General features: G+C 71.7%; 15 protein-coding genes. 7 read left to right on the plus strand and 8 right to left on the minus strand.

Annotation, left to right across the window (positions count from 1 at the left end):
* Positions 1–20: 20 nt before the first annotated feature.
* Positions 21–3,752: a multifunctional oxoglutarate decarboxylase/oxoglutarate dehydrogenase thiamine pyrophosphate-binding subunit/dihydrolipoyllysine-residue succinyltransferase subunit gene (locus J0I43_RS14090; protein ID WP_292865144.1), complete on the plus strand. Its 3,732-nt coding sequence runs from the start codon at positions 21–23 to the stop codon at positions 3,750–3,752.
* 126 nt (positions 3,753–3,878) lie between these two features.
* Here the strand turns inward: J0I43_RS14090 and J0I43_RS14095 are convergent, their stop codons facing one another.
* Both J0I43_RS14095 and J0I43_RS14100 read right to left on the minus strand, forming a co-directional pair.
* Positions 3,879–5,453, minus strand: coding sequence for a glycerol-3-phosphate dehydrogenase/oxidase (locus tag J0I43_RS14095; RefSeq protein ID WP_292865147.1), 1,575 nt, complete (start codon positions 5,451–5,453; stop codon positions 3,879–3,881).
* Positions 5,450–6,022, minus strand: coding sequence for a TetR/AcrR family transcriptional regulator (locus tag J0I43_RS14100; RefSeq protein ID WP_292865150.1), 573 nt, complete (start codon positions 6,020–6,022; stop codon positions 5,450–5,452). The genes J0I43_RS14095 and J0I43_RS14100 overlap by 4 nt, the downstream gene beginning before the upstream one ends.
* Before the next feature lie 34 nt (positions 6,023–6,056).
* On the opposite strand from J0I43_RS14100, the gene J0I43_RS14105 reads away from it, so the two are divergent.
* Together J0I43_RS14105 and J0I43_RS14110 are read left to right on the plus strand one after the other, a co-directional pair.
* Positions 6,057–7,733 carry an FAD-binding oxidoreductase gene (locus J0I43_RS14105; RefSeq protein WP_292865153.1) on the plus strand — a complete coding sequence of 559 codons (1,677 nt, stop codon included), beginning with the start codon at positions 6,057–6,059 and terminating at the stop codon, positions 7,731–7,733.
* A 51-nt stretch (positions 7,734–7,784) separates the two neighbouring features.
* Positions 7,785–8,687, plus strand: coding sequence for a diacylglycerol kinase (locus tag J0I43_RS14110; protein ID WP_292865156.1), 903 nt, complete (start codon positions 7,785–7,787; stop codon positions 8,685–8,687).
* Between the two features lie 24 nt (positions 8,688–8,711).
* Here the strand turns inward: J0I43_RS14110 and J0I43_RS14115 are convergent, their stop codons facing one another.
* Both J0I43_RS14115 and J0I43_RS14120 read right to left on the minus strand, forming a co-directional pair.
* Positions 8,712–8,957, minus strand: coding sequence for a zf-HC2 domain-containing protein (locus J0I43_RS14115; RefSeq protein ID WP_292865159.1), 246 nt, complete (start codon positions 8,955–8,957; stop codon positions 8,712–8,714).
* Positions 8,954–9,598 (minus strand): sigma-70 family RNA polymerase sigma factor, encoded by a 645-nt coding sequence (locus tag J0I43_RS14120; RefSeq protein ID WP_292865162.1) that lies wholly within the window; start codon positions 9,596–9,598, stop codon positions 8,954–8,956. The genes J0I43_RS14115 and J0I43_RS14120 overlap by 4 nt, the downstream gene beginning before the upstream one ends.
* Positions 9,599–9,707: 109 nt before the next feature.
* Here J0I43_RS14120 and aroA point away from each other — a divergent pair, with 109 nt between their 5' ends.
* From aroA to bcp, 3 genes are read left to right on the plus strand one after another with little or no spacing between them, the layout of a single operon-like run.
* On the plus strand, positions 9,708–11,063 hold the full coding sequence (aroA, locus tag J0I43_RS14125; RefSeq protein ID WP_292865165.1) for a 3-phosphoshikimate 1-carboxyvinyltransferase: 1,356 nt from the start codon (positions 9,708–9,710) through the stop codon (positions 11,061–11,063).
* Positions 11,064–11,087: 24 nt separating this feature from the next.
* Positions 11,088–12,125: a ribosome small subunit-dependent GTPase A gene (gene rsgA, locus J0I43_RS14130; protein ID WP_292865168.1), complete on the plus strand. Its 1,038-nt coding sequence runs from the start codon at positions 11,088–11,090 to the stop codon at positions 12,123–12,125.
* Between the two features lie 42 nt (positions 12,126–12,167).
* Positions 12,168–12,635, plus strand: a complete 468-nt coding sequence (gene bcp, locus J0I43_RS14135; protein WP_292865171.1) for a thioredoxin-dependent thiol peroxidase — start codon at positions 12,168–12,170, stop codon at positions 12,633–12,635.
* Positions 12,636–12,637: 2 nt separating this feature from the next.
* Here the strand turns inward: bcp and J0I43_RS14140 are convergent, their stop codons facing one another.
* Positions 12,638–13,018 carry a histidine kinase gene (locus J0I43_RS14140; RefSeq protein WP_292865174.1) on the minus strand — a complete coding sequence of 127 codons (381 nt, stop codon included), beginning with the start codon at positions 13,016–13,018 and terminating at the stop codon, positions 12,638–12,640.
* A gap of 245 nt (positions 13,019–13,263) precedes the next feature.
* Here J0I43_RS14140 and J0I43_RS14145 point away from each other — a divergent pair, with 245 nt between their 5' ends.
* Positions 13,264–13,512, plus strand: a complete 249-nt coding sequence (locus tag J0I43_RS14145) for a WhiB family transcriptional regulator (RefSeq protein ID WP_191718336.1) — start codon at positions 13,264–13,266, stop codon at positions 13,510–13,512.
* A 6-nt stretch (positions 13,513–13,518) separates the two neighbouring features.
* Here the strand turns inward: J0I43_RS14145 and J0I43_RS14150 are convergent, their stop codons facing one another.
* Genes J0I43_RS14150 through J0I43_RS14160 form a run of 3 tightly spaced genes read right to left on the minus strand, consistent with a single transcriptional unit; the run spans position 13,519 to position 16,981 of the window.
* Positions 13,519–15,006 (minus strand): sensor histidine kinase, encoded by a 1,488-nt coding sequence (locus J0I43_RS14150; protein WP_292865181.1) that lies wholly within the window; start codon positions 15,004–15,006, stop codon positions 13,519–13,521.
* A gap of 23 nt (positions 15,007–15,029) precedes the next feature.
* On the minus strand, positions 15,030–16,355 hold the full coding sequence (locus tag J0I43_RS14155; RefSeq protein ID WP_292865183.1) for a P-loop NTPase: 1,326 nt from the start codon (positions 16,353–16,355) through the stop codon (positions 15,030–15,032).
* Positions 16,352–16,981 (minus strand): SAF domain-containing protein, encoded by a 630-nt coding sequence (locus J0I43_RS14160; RefSeq protein WP_292865186.1) that lies wholly within the window; start codon positions 16,979–16,981, stop codon positions 16,352–16,354. The genes J0I43_RS14155 and J0I43_RS14160 overlap by 4 nt, the downstream gene beginning before the upstream one ends.
* Positions 16,982–17,051: the final 70 nt, after the last annotated feature.

A 17,051-nucleotide genomic window follows, 5' to 3' on the forward strand; every position in this document is an offset into this window, starting at 1 on the left:
GACGAAAGCAGGCGCTAACCGTGTCCAGTCAGGTGACCGGCGTGGGAACTTCGAACGACGGCGATTTCGGGGCCAACGAGTGGCTCGTCGCCGAGATGTACGACCAATTCGTCAAGGATCGCGGCTCCGTCGACGAGTCCTGGTGGCCGGTGCTGGAGGCCTACGAGAAGACGCAGCAGGATACCGGGGCCGCCGCGCCCGCGGCATCCACCCCCGCTGCGCCCGCTGCACCCGCGACCTCCCACCCCGCCGCATCGCCCGCGGCGACGGCGGAACCCCGCCCGGTCACCGCACCCGTCCCGGTCATCGGCGCACAGCCGGTCGCCCGCACGACGACGCGCCCGGCGGCCCCGCAGCCCGTGCCCGCCGAGGCGCCCAAGGCGCAGCCCGGCACCCTCGCCGAGGCCCGCGAGGACGTCGTCACGCCGCTGCGCGGCATGCCGAAGACGCTCGCGGCGAACATGGACGAATCGCTCACGGTGCCGACCGCGACCAGCGTCCGCACGGTCCCCGCGAAGCTCATGATCGACAACCGGATCGTGATCAACAACCACATGTCGCGCACGCGCGGCGGCAAGATCAGCTTCACCCACCTCATCGGCTGGGCGCTCATCCAGGCGCTCAAGGCCTTCCCCAGCCAGAACGTCTCCTACGCCGAGGTCGACGGCAAGCCGTCCGTCGTCGCACCCGCGCACATCAACCTCGGCATCGCGATCGACCTCCCGAAGCCCGACGGCACCCGCGCGCTCATGGTGCCCTCGATCAAGCAGGCCGAGTCGCTCACGTTCACCGAGTACCTCGCGTCCTACGAGGACCTCGTCAAGCGCGCCCGCGGCAACAAGCTGACCGCCGCCGACTTCCAGGGCACGACGGTCTCGCTCACGAACCCGGGCGGCATCGGCACGGTGCACTCGGTGCCTCGCCTCATGAAGGGCCAGGGCTGCATCGTCGGCGCCGGCGCCCTCGAGTACCCCGCCGAGTTCCAGGGGTCGAGCGAGAGGACTCTCGTCGAGCTCGGCATCGGCAAGACCATCACACTGACCTCGACCTACGACCACCGCGTCATCCAGGGCGCCGGATCCGGTGAGTTCCTGAAGATCGTGCACGAGCTGCTCATCGGCCAGCGCGGCTTCTACGAGGGGATCTTCGCGGCCCTGCGCATCCCGTATGCGCCGATCCACTGGTCGAACGACATCAACGTCGACCTCGCCGAGCGCGTCGACAAGCAGGCGCGCGTGCAGGAGCTCATCAACTCCTACCGCGTGCGCGGCCACCTGATGGCCGACATCGATCCCCTCGAGTACGTGCAGCGGACGCACCCCGACCTCGAGATCGAGAGCCATGGGCTCACCTTCTGGGACCTCGACCGCGAGTTCGTGACGGGCGGCTTCGGCGGCAAGCGCACGATGAAGCTGCGGGACGTCCTGGGCGTCCTGCGCGACTCGTACTGCCGCACGATCGGCGTCGAGTACATGCACATCCAGGACCCGGCTCAGCGCACGTGGTTCCAGGAGAACGTCGAGGTCAAGTACCAGAAGCCCAGCCACGACGAGCAACTGCGGGTGCTCGACAAGCTCAACCAGGCCGAGGCGTTCGAGACGTTCCTGCAGACGAAGTACGTCGGCCAGAAGCGCTTCTCGCTCGAGGGTGGCGAGTCGCTCATCCCGCTCCTCGACGAGATCCTGCAGGGCGCCGCGCGCGGAGCGCTCGACGGCGCCGCGATCGGCATGGCCCACCGCGGCCGGCTCAACGTGCTCACCAACATCGCCGGGAAGACGTACAGCCAGATCTTCCGCGAGTTCGAGGGGTCGGTCGCGATCGGCTCCAAGTCGGGGTCGGGCGACGTCAAGTACCACCTCGGCACGGAGGGCACGTTCGTCTCGGATGCCGGCGCGGAGCTGCCCGTCTATCTCGCAGCCAACCCGTCGCACCTCGAGACGGTCGACGGCGTGCTGGAAGGCATCGTGCGCGCCAAGCAGGACCGGAAGCCGATCGGGTCGTTCTCGTGGCTGCCGATCCTCGTGCACGGCGACGCGGCCTTCGCCGGTCAGGGCGTGGTCGTCGAGACCCTGCAGATGTCGCAGCTGCGCGGCTACCGCACGGGCGGCACGGTGCACGTCGTCGTCAACAACCAGGTCGGTTTCACGACGCTCCCCCAGGACGGCCGGACCTCCATCTACGCGACGGATGTCGCGAAGACCATCCAGGCGCCGATCCTGCACGTGAACGGCGACGACCCCGAGGCCGTCGTCCGGGTCGCAGAGCTCGCCGTGGCCTACCGCCAGGAGTTCAACCGCGACGTCGTGATCGACCTCGTCTGCTACCGTCGCCGCGGTCACAACGAGGGCGACGACCCGTCGATGACGCAGCCCCTCATGACGAACCTCATCGAGGCGAAGCGCTCCGTGCGTCGCCTGTACACCGAGTCGCTCGTCGGTCGCGGCGACATCACCGAGGAGGAGTACGAGAACGCGAAGGCGGACTTCCAAAACCGCCTCGAGATCGCGTTCGCCGAGACGCATGCGGCGGAGACCGGCGCGACCGGCATCGTGTCCCCCGTTTCGGGTGAGATCGACCAGGCGGTCGGCGAACCGGAGACGACCGGTGTCGCCGTCGCGGTCGTGAACCAGGTCGGCGACGCCTTCGTGAACAAGCCCGAGGGCTTCACGGTGCACCAGAAGCTCCAGCAGCTGCTCGACAAGCGCCTCGACATGAGCCGCAACGGCAACGTCGACTGGGCGTTCGGCGAGCTGCTCGCCTTCGGGTCGCTCCTCATGGAAGGCACGAACGTGCGCCTCGCCGGGCAGGACGCGCGCCGCGGCACATTCGTGCAGCGTCACGCCGTCTTCCACGACCGCGCCAACGGTCAGGAATGGCTCCCGCTCGCGAACCTGGGCGAGAACCAGGGCCGCTTCTACGTCTACGACTCGCTGCTCAGCGAGTACGCGGCGATGGCGTTCGAGTACGGCTACTCCGTCGAGCGGCCCGACACCCTCACGCTGTGGGAGGCGCAGTTCGGCGACTTCGCGAACGGCGCCCAGTCGGTCATCGACGAGTACATCTCGGCGGCCGACCAGAAGTGGGGCCAGCAGTCCTCCGTCGTGCTGCTCCTGCCGCACGGCTACGAGGGTCAGGGGCCGGACCACTCGTCCGCGCGGATCGAGCGGTACCTGCAGATGTGCGCACAGGACAACATGATCGTCGCGCGCCCCTCGACGCCGGCATCCTATTTCCACCTCCTGCGCCGGCAGGCCTACGCGCGCCCGCGCCGGCCGCTGATCGTCTTCACGCCGAAGGCGATGCTGCGTCTGCGAAGTGCGACCAGCCCCGTCGAGGACTTCACGACAGGCCGCTTCGAGCCCGTGCTGGACGACGCGCGCGGCATCGACAAGAGCGCCGTGAAGCGCGTGCTGCTGCACTCGGGCAAGATCCACTGGGACCTCGTCGCCGAGCTCGAGAAGAACCCGAACCCCGCGATCGCGCTCGTCCGCGTGGAGCAGCTGTACCCGGCGCCGATCGACGAGCTCAACCGAGTGATCGACAGCTACCCGAACGCGGAGCTGGTCTGGGTGCAGGACGAGCCGGAGAACCAGGGCGCGTGGCCGTTCATCGCCCTCGAGGTCGTCAAGCATCTGCACGGACGCACGATCCGTCGCGTGTCGCGTGCCGCCGCCGCCTCGACGGCGACCGGTTCGCCCAAGGTGCACGCTCGCGAGCAGGCCGCGATCCTGGAGAAGGCGCTCACGCTCTGACCGTGTGACGCCGGCCGCGCGCGCCACGCCACGAACTCCGCAGGAACAGACGAACTCCGCACCCGAACACCGGTTCGCGTGCGGAGTTCGTCGCATACTGCGGAGTTCGTCTCCGGCGGCGGGCGCTCACTCGGCGACCGGATCGATCCCTGCGCGGGCGAACGCGTCGCGCGCGGCGTCGGCGGATGCCTCGGCATCCGCCGCGACGAGTCCGAGGCGCGTGCGCCGGTGCAGCAGATCCGCGACGCTCAACGCGCCCTCGACGCGCACGCCCCATTCGAGCTCGGCCGGGGTGACCCCGCACGCGGCGGACGGCCCCGCGGCTGACCCTCTCTCGCCGAGTCCGGCGACGAAGGATGCCTCGGCACCGTAGCGCCGCACGAGACGTGCCGCCGCGCGGATCTCGCCCGTGCGCTCGCGCGGCCAGGCTCCGACGAGCGGCAGGTCCGCCGTCAGCGAGGGGCGGGCCGTGGGCAGCGCGCGGCGGCGGACGGCGGCATCCACACTGTCCTGCGCCATGCGCCGATAGGTCGTCAGTTTGCCCCCGACGACACTGAGGACGCCGTGGTCGTCCTCGATGACGGCGTGCCGCCGCGACAGGTCGGCGGTCTCCCCGCCGCCTGCGTGCACGGACCGCAGGAGGGGTCGAAGCCCCGAGAAGGTGCCCCGCACGTCGGCCCGAGTGAGCGGGTCGGCGAGCACGGTGCTCATGGTGTCGAGGAGGAAGTCGATCTCGGCGGCGTCGGGGCGCGGGTCGTCGGTGATCTCGTCCGCCGCGACATCAGTGAGGCCGATGTAGCTGCGCCCGTGCAGCGCCGGCACGCTGAAGACGAACCGGCTGCGCGACCCCGGGACGAGCGCCGTGATCGACACATCCGCACCGCCCAGCCGTGCGGAGTCGACGACGAGGTGCGTCCCGCGACTGGGTTCGAGCGCCACCGCATCGGTGAGGGACCCCGCCCACACCCCCGTCGCATTCACGACCGCGCGGGCACGGACCGTGAACGTCGCGCCGGTGACGGCGTCGCGGAGCTCCGCGCCGTCACCGCGCAGGCGCTGCGCGGTGACCCGCGTGAGGATCCGCGCGCCGAAGCCGGCGGCCGTGCGTGCCACCGCGACGACGAGTCGAGCGTCATCGACCAGCTGGCCGTCCCAGCCCCGGATGCCGCTGTGCAGCCCGTCGACACGGACGGCGGGTGCGAGGTTCCGCACGGCAGCGGCGCTCAGCCGCGACGGCGCCGGCAGGAGCGCGCTCGGCGTGCCGACGCCGCGGCGGAGCGCATCGCCGAGCGCGTACCCGGTGCCGACGAATGCGCCGCGCGAGCGCGCATCGGTACCGTGCAGCGGCAGCACCTGCGCGAGCGGCCGGGTCAGATGCGGCGCGATGCGCGTCATGAGCAGGTGCCGTTCTGCGGCACTCTCCCAGGCGATCCCGATCTGGCCCGACGCGAGGTAGCGCAGCCCGCCGTGCACGAGCTTCGACGACCAGGCGCTCGTCCCCGAGGCGAGGTCCCCCCGTTCGACGAGCACGGTGCGCAGGCCCCGCGACGCGGCATCCAGCGCGACGCCGGCGCCCGTGATGCCGCCGCCGACGACGAGCACGTCGATCTCGGCGCCGTCCGCGACCTCCTCGATCTCGCGTATGCGCCGCGCGGCATACAGTGCCGTCGAGCCCGGGGTCCGCCCGCGCACGCGGCTCATCCGCGCACCTCGAGCAAGCCCCGCACGGCGGCGGCGAGCTCGATTCGCCAGCCATCGGCATCCATCCACTCCTCGACGAGGGGCGCCGACTGCACGGATGCCTGCAGCACGAGCAGCAGCATCGCCGCGCGGGGGCCGACCGGGCCGGGCCGGACGAACCCGGCCTCCTGACCCGAGCGGACGTGCGCGGCGAGCGCCGCGTGCACGAGGCGCTGGCTCGTGCCGAGGCGCTCCAGGATGTAGCGGGCGAACAGCTCCGGATCGGTGTCACGCAGTCGGTCGACGATCGGCAGCGCGCGTACGCGGTCGGCGGCATCGACGAGCATCGCGACGAGCCCCTCGAGGTCGGGGGCGTGTGTGTGCGCCGGGACCTGCGCGACGACCTCCCGCGTGACGAGACTCGCGAACAGCGCCTGTGCGTCGGGCCAATACCGGTAGATCGTCTGACGCGACACGCCGCTGCGGCGCGCGATGTCCGAGATGCTCGTCCGCCGGATGCCGTGCTCCAGCGTCTCGGCGAGCGCCGCGTCGAGGATCGCGGTCGCTGTGTCGGACTCCGCATTCTCCATGTGACAAAAGTACACAGCCTGTCATACTGTCGCCATGACTTCTTCGCCGACGCCGCCGGAGCCGACCCCGCGCTTACCGGAGCGACCCGCCGCCGGGGCGAGCATGATCTGGGACCTCTGGGGCGACGGCACGCGCGACGCGCACCTCCCCCGCGGCGCCCGGACGATCGCGAAGACGCTGCTGAAGGGCACGCCGCGTCCCGTGCCGCGCCGCGACCCGGCATCCGTCGTCTTGTCCGCGTCGCGACTCGACGACGCCGACCTGGCCGCTCTCGCCGCCGCGGCGCGCGGCGAGGCCGCGATCGACACGTCGGACGCCGTCCGCGTCCTCCACCTCGGCGGCAAGAGCACGCCCGATCTGCTGCGCCGACGCCGCGACGACACCGCGATCGCCCCCGACGGGGTCGTGCGCCCCGAGAGCCACGACGAAGTGGCGGCGGTCCTCGCGGTGTGCGGGGCGCGCGGCATCGCAGTCGTGCCGTTCGGCGGCGGCACGAGCGTCGTCGGCGGCCTCGAGCCGGATGCCGGACCGTTCCGTGCCGTCGTCAGCCTCGACCTGTCCCGCACCGCCGCCCTGCTGGCTCTCGACGAGGTCTCCCTGCTCGCGACGTTCGGCGCGGGCACGAGCGGACCGCAGGCCGAAGAGCTGCTCGCGCGGCACGGTCTGACGCTCGGTCACTTCCCGCAGAGCTTCGAGCACGCGTCCCTCGGCGGCTTCGCGGCGACGCGCTCGAGCGGCCAGGCCTCGCGGGGCTACGGGCGGTTCGACGAGCTCGTGCATGCGCTGCGCGTCGCGACACCGGCCGGCACACTCGCGCTCGGCATCGCCCCCGCAAGCGCCGCCGGGCCGGATCTCCGTCAGCTGATCCTCGGGTCGGAGGGGGCGTTCGGCGTCATCACCGAAGTGACCGTGCGGGTGCGCCCCGTCCCGGCGCACACGGCGTACGGGGCGTGGACGTTCCCGGATTTCGCCTCGGGCGCCGCGGCGTTGCGCGAACTGACACAGGCCGGCATCCGCCCCACCGTGCTGCGGCTGAGCGACGAATCCGAGACGCGGGTGAACGCCGTCATGGGCGGACACCTTCTGCGCATGACGGGTGCGCTCGCGGTCGCGACCTTCGAGGCGTCCATCCCCCGCGAGGCCGAGCGGGTCCGAGGCGAGACCGACGCGGTCTTCGTGCGGCACGGCGCGAAGCCGCGCGGCGAGGATCCGGCCCGATCGTGGGAGCGCGGCCGCTTCTCGGCACCCGTCCTGCGCGACAGCCTGATGGACATCGGGGTCCTCGCCGAGACGCTCGAGACGGCGACGGTCTGGTCCTCCCTCCAGGCCCTGAAGGCCGCAGTGACGACGGCGCTCGAGGCCGCCCTCGGCGCACGGGGCACCGCGCCGATCGTCATGTGCCATATCTCGCACGTGTACCCCGCGGGCGCCTCGCTCTATTTCACCGTCGTCGCCGCGCTCACGGACGACCCGCTCGCGCAATGGGCGGATGCCAAGGCGGCGGCCTCCCGCGCGATCGCCGCCGCGGGGGGCACGGCGACGCACCATCACGCCGTCGGGCGTGACCATCGCAGCGGAATGACCGCCGAGATCGGTGCGCTCGGCATCGAGGTGCTGCGTGGCGTGAAGCGCACACTCGATCCGCAGGGCATCATGAACCCGGGCGTGCTCATGCCGCCGCCCGCCACCGAAACCACGACCGGGCCCTGATCGCACCTCGACGCTGCTCGAGGAGAGCTCCCGCCGACCGAGGAGGACGCCATGGATGTCGCGCTCCTGACGAATCCCGCCGCGCGTGGGGGCGCCCACACGGGCGCCGCCATGCGCACCGCCGAAAGGCTGCGCGCCGCGGGCCACCGCGTGAGCGTGATCTCCGGCGGCAGCGCCACCGAATCGTCCGAGCTGCTGCGGGCGGCGCTCGATCTCGGCATCGACGCCGTCGTCGTCGCCGGCGGCGACGGCACCGTCGCGCTCGCGATCCAGATCCTCGCGGGCGGCGACGTGCCCCTCGGCATCGTGCCCTCCGGCACCGGCAACGATCTCGCGAACGCGCTCGGTCTTCGCGACCTCGACGCCGACGCGGCAGCGGATGCCGTGATCGCGGGCACGACCCGCACGATCGATCTCGCCCGGGTGACGCGCACCGACGGGTCGACGGTCCTGTACGGCACGGTGCTGGCGAGCGGATTCGATTCGAGGGTCAACGACCGTGCCAATCGCATGCGCTGGCCGCGCGGTCACATGCGGTACAACATCGCGATCCTGATCGAGTTCCTGACCCTGCGCGGCATCCCGTTCGACATCGAGCTCGAGCTCGCGGACGGCGGGTCCGAGCGGCTCCGGGGCGACCTCGTGATGGCGACGGTCGGCAACGGACCCAGCTACGGCGGAGGCATCCCGATCTGCCCCGACGCCGACCTCGAGGACGGGCTGCTCGACGTGACACTCGTGCGCCCGGCGGGGCGACTGAAGCTGCTGCGGCTGCTCCCCCGCGTGTACCGCGGCACGCATACGGCGCTCGCGCAGGTGTCGACCTATCGTGTGCGCGTGGTCGGGCTGTCCTCGCCGTCGGTCACCGCCTACGCGGACGGCGACCCGCTCGGAGCCCTGCCGCTGCGCATCGACGTCGCGCCGAGGGCACTTCGGGTCTTCAGCCTCGCGTGAGCCGCACGCGGCGGAGGCGTCCGCTCAGTGGTGAGTGGCCTGTTCGGCGCGCAGGCGCGAGAGCACGAGATCACGCAGCTGTTCGGGTGCCGTCTCCTTGCACGCCCGCGCGATCACCGTCGTCAGCGTGGTCGCGACGAGAGCCTCGTCGCGGCACTCGGGGCAGTTCGCCAGATGCTCGGTGATGTCGGAGTGCTGCGTCTTGCAGACCTCGTTGCGGAGGTACTCCTCCAGATCCTTGCGCGCCTTGTCGCAGCCGCAGTCGCTCATTTCCTGCTCCTCGATTCCGTCGCGGGCTGCGGCACATCGATGCCGCGCTCCCGCGCATAGTCGGCCAGCAGATCACGCAGCAAGCGTCTGCCACGATGCAGACGGCTCATGACCGTGCCGATGGGGGTCTTCATGATGTCCGCGATCTCCTGATACGCGAAGCCTTCGACGTCGGCGAGGTACACCGCGAGGCGGAAGTCCTCGGGGATCGACTGCAGCGCGTCTTTGACGACGGATGCCGGCATGTGATCGATCGCCTCGGCCTCGGCCGAGCGGGCGCTGGTCGCCGTCGTCGATTCCGCCCCGCCGAGCTGCCAGTCCTCGAGCTCGTCGATCGTGCCCTGATAGGGCTCACGCTGCTTCTTGCGGTACGTGTTGATGTACGTGTTGGTGAGGATGCGGTACAGCCACGCCTTGAGATTCGTGCCCTGCGTGAACGACGCCCACGACGCGAAGGCCTTGACGAAGGTCTCCTGCACGAGGTCGGCGGCGTCCGCGGGGTTGCGCGTCATGCGCATCGCCGCGGCGTAGAGCTGGTCCATGAACGGCAGGGCCTGCTCTTCGAACTGCGCACGCGGGTCGTGTTCCGTGGCCGCCGGAGTGTTCTGGGTCTGCGGCGCCCCGGCCGCCTGCTCTTCCATCGCGGCCCAGTCTACGTCCGGCGGTTCCGCCAGAACGGGGGAGAGCGTCGATGTCAATGGGTGTCCTCGGATTCGGGGCTGTCGGAGCGGTTCGTTAGGGTAGAACCCGATGACCGCATCCGGGTATTCCCACTCTCCGTCGGCCTCTTCCGAAGCCGGCTCGTCGCCGTGGGCGGCGCCCGTCGGCGAGAGCCCCCTCCTCGCCACCATCGAGGTGCCCGGCTCGAAGTCGCTGACGAACCGCAAGCTCGTGCTCGCCGCGTTGGCCGATTCGCCCTCGACGCTCACGGCGCCGCTGCACTCCGACGACTCCGCCCGGATGATCGACGCGCTGCGCACCCTGGGAGCCGAGATCGAGGAGATCCCCGGCAGCGGACGGTTCGGCACCGACCTGCACATCAATCCGCCCGCGGCCTTCCGCGGCGATGTCACGATCGACTGCGGCCAGGCGGGCACCGTCATGCGCTTCATCGCCCCGCTCGCGGGCCTTGCCGAGGGCGACGTGACGATCACGGCCCATGCGAGCGCCCTCCACCGCCCGATGGGCGAGATGATCAAGGCGCTCCGCACGATCGGGGCGGACGTCGACGACGGGGGCAACTGGGCGCTGCCGTTCACGGTTCGCGGCCGCGGCCACATCCGCGGCGGCGAGGTGACGATCGACGCGAGCGGCTCCAGCCAGTTCGTCTCGGGGCTGCTCCTGGCGGCGCCGCGCTTCGACGTGGGTCTTCATCTCATCCACTCGGGCGAGCGGCTCCCCTCGGTTCCGCACATCGACATGACGGTCGAAACGCTCGCCCGCCGGGGCATCCAGGTGGAGCGCCCGTCGCCGAACGAGTGGGTCGTTCCGGCCGGGGTTCCGCGGGGGCGGGATGCCGCCATCGAGCCCGATCTCTCCAACGCCGCCCCGTTCCTCGCCGCGGCGCTGCTGACCGGCGGGTCCGTCACGATCCCCGGCTGGCCGGCGACCTCGACGCAGCCCGGAGCGCTGCTGCCGGAGATCCTCTCCCTCCTCGGCGCACGGACCGGCCGCCGCGGCGGCGCGCTCACCGTGACCGGCACGGGCCGGATCGCGGGCGTCGACCTCGACCTCACGGCGGCCAGCGAGCTCACCCCGACACTGTTCGCCCTCGCCGCCTTCGCGGACGCTCCCACGACGCTCCACGGCATCGGCCACATCCGCGGGCACGAGACCGACCGCATCCAGGCGCTCATCGACAACCTGCGGGCGCTCGGCGGCGACGCGCAGGAGCTTCCCGACGGCATCCGCGTCACTCCCGTGCCGCTCCACGGCGGCCTTTGGCGCGCCCACCACGATCACCGGATCGCGACGGCGGGCGCCCTGATCGGCCTGCGCGTGCCCGGCGTCGAAGTCGACGACATCGGCACGACGGCGAAGACCATGCCCGAGTTCCCCCAGTTGTGGGCGCAGCTGCTCGACGAGCACGGATCCACCGCGGCATGACGCGGGGCGAGGGCCGGGCGTGACATGAGCTGGCTGGACGATCTCGACGACGAGCCCGAGTTCGACGAAGCCGACATTCGCGTGCGGCCGAACCCCAAGGCCAACCGTCCGCGCACCAAGCGCCGCCCCGCCCACGCCGACGCGCATATCGCGCGCGTCCTGGGCGTCGACCGCGGTCGCTACACCGTTTTGATCGACGAGGACACCGAGGACGAGCACACCGCGCTCGCGACACGGGCGCGCGAGCTGCGGAAGCAGCCGATCGTCACGGGCGACCGAGCGCGCGTCGTCGGCGACGTCTCCGGCGACGAGGGCACGCTCGCGCGCATCGTGGGCATCGAGGAGCGCACGTCGCTGCTGCGTCGCAGCGCCGACGACACCGATCAGGTCGAGCGCGTCGTCGTCGCGAACGCCGACCAGATGCTCATCGTGGTCGCAGCGGCCGACCCCGAGCCACGCCCGCGCCTCGTCGACCGGTATCTCGTCGCAGCGCTGGATGCCGGCATCCACCCCCTCCTCGTCGTCACCAAGACCGACCTCGCCGATCCGACCTCCTTCCTCGCGCACTTCGACGGGGTCGACGACCTCGTGGTGTTCACGAGCGGGCAGGACGATATGCCGACCGACGAGATCGGCCGGCACCTGATCGGCCACTCCACCGTCTTCGTCGGGCACTCCGGCGTGGGCAAGTCGACGCTCGTCAACGCGCTCGTGCCGAGCGCCGCGCGCGCCACCGGTCACGTCAACGAGGTGACGGGGCGCGGTCGGCACACGTCGAGCTCGACGGTGTCGCTGCGCTACCTCTCCCCCTCCGGGCGCGGCTGGGTCATCGACACGCCGGGCGTCCGCTCGTTCGGTCTCGGTCACGTCGACCCCGCGAACATCCTGAAGGCGTTCAGCGATCTCGCTCTCGTCGCGGAGGAATGCCCCCGCGGCTGCACGCATCTGCCGAGCGCGCCCGACTGCGCGATCGTGGAGGCCGTCGCCGAGGGCCGGCTCGGCGAGCGCGGCGCGGCGCGGCTGGACTCCCTGCAGCGCCTGCTCGAGACGTTCTCCGCCTGACGGCGTCCGCCGTTCCCGGGGCGTGTCCGTAGGCTGGATGCCATGACGCAGCTGCAGCCCGGATCCCCCGCCCCCGACTTCACCCTCGTCGATCAGGACGGCGAGGAGTTCTCGCTGCACGATCTGCGCGGCCGGAACGTCGTCCTCTTCTTCTACCCCGCCGCGATGACCCCGGGGTGCACGACGGAGGCCTGCGACTTCCGCGACTCCCTCGCCCCGCTCGAGGCGGCAGGGTACGCGGTCGTCGGGATCTCGCGCGACGAGCCGGCGAAGAACGCGGAGTTCCGCGCACGCGATGCCCTCACCTATCCCCTGCTGAGCGACCCCGACCACGCCGTCCACGAGGCCTACGGCGCGTGGGGCGAGAAGATGAACTACGGCAAGAAGATCGAGGGCGTCATCCGTTCGACGTTCGTGCTGGATGCGAACGGCACCGTGGTCCACGCCCTCACGGGCGTCAAGGCGACGGGACACGTCGCGCGCGTGCGGAAGCTCCTCGGCGTCGGCTGAGCTCAGCGCGGACGGGCGCCCGCACGCCGCACGGCGGCGAACAGCAGCACGAGTCCGACCGCAGCGGGAAGCGCCACGGCGAGGGCGAACCCGAATGCGGGCGCGGGTCCCGTGACCGCGCCGAGCGCGACGGCCAGCATCAGCAGCTGCGTCACGATTCCGCCCGACCGCCCCCACGATCGCCCCCGCGCGGTCGCGACACCGAACGCGGCGACGGCGGCCGCGCCGACAGCCGTGAGGACGACCAGGGCGATCGAGCTCGTGACGTCGGCGGTGTCACCCCCGATGAGAGCGACGATCTCCCAGCCCGCCACAACGACGAGCCCCGACGCCTCGAGCCCCAGAAGGGCGGCGGACAGGCGGTCGGGAGCGCTGGTGGGCATCGGCGAAGTCTCCTCGGTTGCACGTTCGGTTCGCGTGGCATCTCAGGCGATCCACAGCAATCCCGCCCGGGAAATCGCAGTTCACCCTTGATTCATCCGAATGTGCATGGGACGATAGATCACGCAGTGTGCTCCCACAGCGAAGTGGGGCGAGCGAATCCGCTCGCACACCCACCAGGGTATCGGACGCCCGAAGTCCCGCCCTCACCCGCACGTCACCTTCCCGCATCAAGGAGCACCCCACTATGGATTGGCGCGACAAGTCCGCCTGCCTCACGGTCGACCCCGAGCTGTTCTTCCCCGTCGGGAACACCGGGCCCGCCGTCGAGCAGATCGAAAAGGCCAAGGCCGTCTGTGCGCGCTGCACGGTGACCGAGATCTGCCTGCAGTACGCCCTCGAGACCGGTCAGGACTCGGGCGTGTGGGGTGGCCTCTCCGAGGACGAGCGTCGCGCGCTCAAGCGCCGCGCCGCCCGCGCCCGCCGCGCTTCCTGAGCCCCCTCACGTGCGCTCGAGGTAGCGCATCGGGATCTCGATCGTCACCTCGGTGCCCGATCCGACCAGCGTGTGCCAGTCGATCGTGCCGCTGAGCTCGCCCTGGATGAGGGTGCGTACGATCTGCGTGCCGAGGCCGCGCCCGACCTGACCCTCGGGCAGCCCCACGCCGGTGTCGCGCACCTTGACGCCCAGGAACTCCGGCGTGCGCTCGGCGATGATCTCGACCTCGCCCTCGCGGTCGGCGAGACCGTGCTCGACCGCATTCGTCACGAGCTCGGTGAGCGCGAGCGCGAGCGGCGTCGCGTACTCGCTCGGAAGCGTCCCGAAACGCCCCGTCTTGAGGGTGCGGGCACGAGTGTTCGGGGATGCCGCGACCTCCGCCACGAGCTTCAGGACCCGGTCGAACACGTCGTCGAAATCGACGTTCTGAGCGAGGCCCTCCGACAGCGTGTCGTGCACGACCGCGATCGCCGACACGCGCCGCATGGCGTGGGTCAAGGCATCCCGCGCTTCGTCCGAATGCGTACGACGCGCCTGGATGCGCAGGAGGGACGCCACGGTCTGCAGGTTGTTCTTGACGCGGTGATGGATCTCACGGATCGTCGCGTCCTTCGTGATGAGCTCCTGCTCCTGGTGACGGATCTCCGTCACGTCACGGCACAGCACGATCGCGCCGATCCGGTGGCCCCGATCCTTGAGAGGGATCGTCCGCAGCGACACCGTCACCCCGCGCGCCTCGATGTCGGCCCGCCACGGGGCACGGCCGGCCATCACGATCGGCAGCGATTCGTCGAAGTCCCGCCCCTTGGGCAGGATGCCGGATGCCACTTCGAGCAGCGACTCGCCCTCGAGCTCGTCGTCGAATCCCAGCCGATTGAAGGCGGACAGGGCGTTCGGGCTCGCGAACGTCGTGATCCCGTCCACGTCGATGCGGATGAGTCCGTCGGACGCGCGCGGTGCGCCCCGGCGCGGCGACGTCGGCGCGGTGAGGTCGGGGAAGTCGGCGGCGGCGACCATGCCGAAGACGTCGTCGGCGCAGTCGTTGAAGGTGATCTGCTGCCGCGACGGCGTGCGGGCTTCGCCCAGGTTGGTGTGCCGGGTCAGAACGCCGAGGACGGTCGGGGGCGTATCCGCCGTCCCCCGCGCACGCACGATCGGCACGGCGCGCACGCGCGTCGGCGTCTCTTCGAACCAGTCCGGCGACGCGGAATCGACGATCTCGACGCGGGTGAAGGCGTCGCGCACCTGCGTGCGCCACTGGGGCCTGACGAGATCGCCGACGATGTCGCGGTAGAAGAGCGTCGCCGCGCCCGAGGGGCGCGTGTGGGCCACCGCGATGAACGAGTCGTCCGCCGTCGGCACCCAGATCACGATGTCCGCGAAGGCGAGGTCGGCCAGAAGCTGACCGTCTCCGGCGAGCCGGTGGAGCCACTCCACATCGGCCTCCGACGAACGTCCCTGGGCGTACACGAGATCGCTGAGCGTCGACACGGCACCAGCCTATTGGGCCGTGCTCAGGCGGTGCGCGCATCGCCGCGCGCGGTGCGCCGCAGGGAGAAGGCCGAGCCCTCCCGCTCCCGCTCGCGATCCCGCCGCCGCGCGCGTCCCGGCTGCGCCGGAGCGGCCGGGGGCTCGATCGCCTCGCCGACGAACCTCCGGACCGCCCCGGCGAGCGCAGAGCGGCCCGCGACGTCGGCGACCGGTCGGGCGGCGAGGGTCGCGGCATCCGCCGCCTTCGGGTCCCACGGCACGAACCACACGTCGCGCGCGGACGCGTACCGCTCGAGCGTGCGTCGCACCTGACCACGTGCGTCCATGCCCAGGGTCGCGGTGCGGGTCTTGTTGACGACGACGCGCACAGGACGCGCGCCGATGACGGCGCGCAGCTCGGCGTGCGCGCGGATGAACCGGGAGACGCCGACCGGGTCGGCCGCGACGACCGCCACGACGACATCCGCCGCCTCGAGCGCCGCCAGCGTCGCCGCGTTGCGGCGCGGGCCGTCCAGATCGCTCACGATCTCCTCGTCGCGCTCGAGGGATGCCGCGACGTCGACGACGATGTCGTCCGCCCATTCCCGCGTCTGCTCGAGCGCGGCGCTCACACGCGCGTGCGAGAGCTCGGGCCATCGCGCGGGGCGGTTGATGCCGGTGAGCACGTCGATCTCGCCGAGCGGACTCGCGATCCGGGCGAGCTCCGCCGTCGTCAGCGTGCCGCGGCCGGCTTGACGACACGCGGCGGCGAAGCCCGGGCCCTCGTCGGCGAGCCCCGTCATCATGGCGATCGACGGGGCGTGCGCGTCGGCATCCACGAGCCCGACGCGTCGTCCGTCGCGCGCGAGCTCGCAGGCCAGCTCGATCGCGATGCGGGTACGCCCCGGCGCGCCGGCCGCGCCCCAGACGGCGATGATGCGCCCGCGCGGGCGCTCGGGGGCGGATGCGTCGACGGCGACCGCGGCCAGCAGGTCGTCCGCAGCCACGTCGGGCGCGTACGACGCGACGCCGAACACGGCGGCGGTACGACGGGCGGCGGGGGTGTCGCAGAGCGCGGCGATGCGCACGCCGAACCGGTCGCAGACGGCCACGAGGTCGGCCGTCAGTGCGTCCCGCTCGGCATCGACGACGAGGACGTCCGCGCGGGCGAGTGCACCGAGGACCTCGGCGGCTTCGCGCCCCGCGATCGCATCGACGGCAGCGGCGGCGGGCGCCGACCGGTCGACGACCGCCGCGATCGACGCGCCGGCATCCTGCAGCAGATCCGCCAGCTCGCGGCCGCGGGCCCCGGCTACGGCGACGACGACCGACGGTGCGGAGCGGCCGGCGCCCCGGGCGGCTGCGCTCATCGCCCGGCCGCCGCGGTGGGAACGATCGACAGGCTCGCACCGCCCGAGATCGCCGCGAGGGTGTCGGGGACGTCGGCGCGCCCGATCACGAGTTCGACGGCAGGTCCCGCCGATCCCATCATCGACTCGTCGCTCGTCACAGAGACGACGGTCGCGGTGGGGACGAGGATGCGCGGCGCGTCGAACGTGCCGCGCTCGAGCTGCGGTGCGGCCCAGACCTCGACCGTCGAGCCGGGCGCGACGGCGGCGGGGATCTCCGTCGCGCTGTGCACGACGACCCGTGTCGTGCGCGCGCTCTCGGCGGCGCCGACGGCTCCCCGCGGGACGAGCTCGCCCGCCGTGATCGTGCGCGTCGCGATCGAGCCGGGCTCGAGCGTGGCGGGTGTCGCGTACGCGTCCTCGAGCTGGCCGAGCGCGACGTCCACCACGCGCAGATCGTCCGACCCGACCGTGTCGCCGGGCACGAGCGTGCGCGCCGCGGCGAAGACCGGGACCGTCTGACGCGCCGCGGCGACGACGAGCCAGACCCCGACGACGCTGACGACGACGAGGAGGATGCCGAGGAGGAACCGGATGTCGGCCCAGAATGCACGCGGGCGGGGACGCGCTGAGGTGTGGTCGCTCATGACCCCATCGTGACGCGCCGGCGGCCCGCGCGCCCGGGTTATCCACAGGCTGGCGCCGCGCCCGGAAGAG

The sequence above is a fragment of the Microbacterium sp. genome (assembly GCF_017305435.1).
GTDB lineage: Bacteria > Actinomycetota > Actinomycetes > Actinomycetales > Microbacteriaceae > Microbacterium.

Excerpts from the sequence above, each read along its gene's own strand:
- J0I43_RS14140 (WP_292865174.1), bottom strand. The coding sequence starts at position 13,018 with ATGCCCACCAGCGCTCCCGACCGCCTGTCCGCCGCCCTTCTGGGGCTC.
- J0I43_RS14105 (WP_292865153.1), top strand. The coding sequence starts at position 6,057 with ATGACTTCTTCGCCGACGCCGCCGGAGCCGACCCCGCGCTTACCGGAG.
- aroA (WP_292865165.1), top strand. The coding sequence starts at position 9,708 with ATGACCGCATCCGGGTATTCCCACTCTCCGTCGGCCTCTTCCGAAGCC.
- rsgA (WP_292865168.1), top strand. The coding sequence starts at position 11,088 with ATGAGCTGGCTGGACGATCTCGACGACGAGCCCGAGTTCGACGAAGCC.
- J0I43_RS14155 (WP_292865183.1), bottom strand. The coding sequence starts at position 16,355 with ATGAGCGCAGCCGCCCGGGGCGCCGGCCGCTCCGCACCGTCGGTCGTC.
- J0I43_RS14095 (WP_292865147.1), bottom strand. The coding sequence starts at position 5,453 with ATGAGCCGCGTGCGCGGGCGGACCCCGGGCTCGACGGCACTGTATGCC.
- J0I43_RS14120 (WP_292865162.1), bottom strand. The coding sequence starts at position 9,598 with ATGGAAGAGCAGGCGGCCGGGGCGCCGCAGACCCAGAACACTCCGGCG.
- bcp (WP_292865171.1), top strand. The coding sequence starts at position 12,168 with ATGACGCAGCTGCAGCCCGGATCCCCCGCCCCCGACTTCACCCTCGTC.
- J0I43_RS14160 (WP_292865186.1), bottom strand. The coding sequence starts at position 16,981 with ATGAGCGACCACACCTCAGCGCGTCCCCGCCCGCGTGCATTCTGGGCC.
- J0I43_RS14110 (WP_292865156.1), top strand. The coding sequence starts at position 7,785 with ATGGATGTCGCGCTCCTGACGAATCCCGCCGCGCGTGGGGGCGCCCAC.
- J0I43_RS14115 (WP_292865159.1), bottom strand. The coding sequence starts at position 8,957 with ATGAGCGACTGCGGCTGCGACAAGGCGCGCAAGGATCTGGAGGAGTAC.
- J0I43_RS14145 (WP_191718336.1), top strand. The coding sequence starts at position 13,264 with ATGGATTGGCGCGACAAGTCCGCCTGCCTCACGGTCGACCCCGAGCTG.
- J0I43_RS14100 (WP_292865150.1), bottom strand. The coding sequence starts at position 6,022 with ATGGAGAATGCGGAGTCCGACACAGCGACCGCGATCCTCGACGCGGCG.